1 protein-coding gene is annotated in these 481 nt (G+C 50.3%); it reads left to right on the top strand.

Features of this window, described 5'->3' with window-relative positions; genetic code table 11:
- Positions 1-481, top strand: a 481-nt coding sequence (locus C1631_RS23510) for a cation:proton antiporter domain-containing protein (RefSeq protein WP_185144702.1), incomplete at both ends; no start/stop codon positions are given.

Raw genomic sequence — 481 nt, 5'->3', positions numbered from 1 at the left:
ATCCTGATCGATGTGGAGCGACTTGCTCGGCAATCGCTCTTTTTCGTCTTATTTGTGCCGTTCTCCATGATAATCCGCAAGCTTATCTCGTCCGCAAAAGACGAAGATCGGTGGATTTATGGTTTGCTATGGCTTGCTCTTTGCAGCCTTGGCGCGGATTGGGCTGGACTGCATTACATGGTAGGCGCATTCTTGTCCGGAGCTGTTCTCGACAGCAAATGGTTTAAGATTGAAAAGATGGATGCATTTAGAAACAACATCCTAATATCGATCATGCCTTTCTATTTCCTTTCGACCGGTTTGAAGACTACTTGGGAGATGGGTGGCGCTGGCGCGTTCGTCGCATCCGGCATCCTGCTCGCCGTCTCCGTTGCAGCAAAGATTCTGGGAATGGTCGCCTCGGGGCGCATCCTCAACTGGGAACTGTCCGAGTCGTTGCTCATAGGATGGCTTCTACAGACCAAGGCCCTCATATTGATAA

This window comes from Chryseobacterium phosphatilyticum, assembly GCF_002899825.2.
Classification (GTDB): domain Bacteria; phylum Bacteroidota; class Bacteroidia; order Flavobacteriales; family Weeksellaceae; genus Chryseobacterium; species Chryseobacterium phosphatilyticum.
The sequence above is the reverse complement of the archived record's forward strand: the minus strand, read 5'-3'. Positions and strand labels throughout refer to the sequence as shown.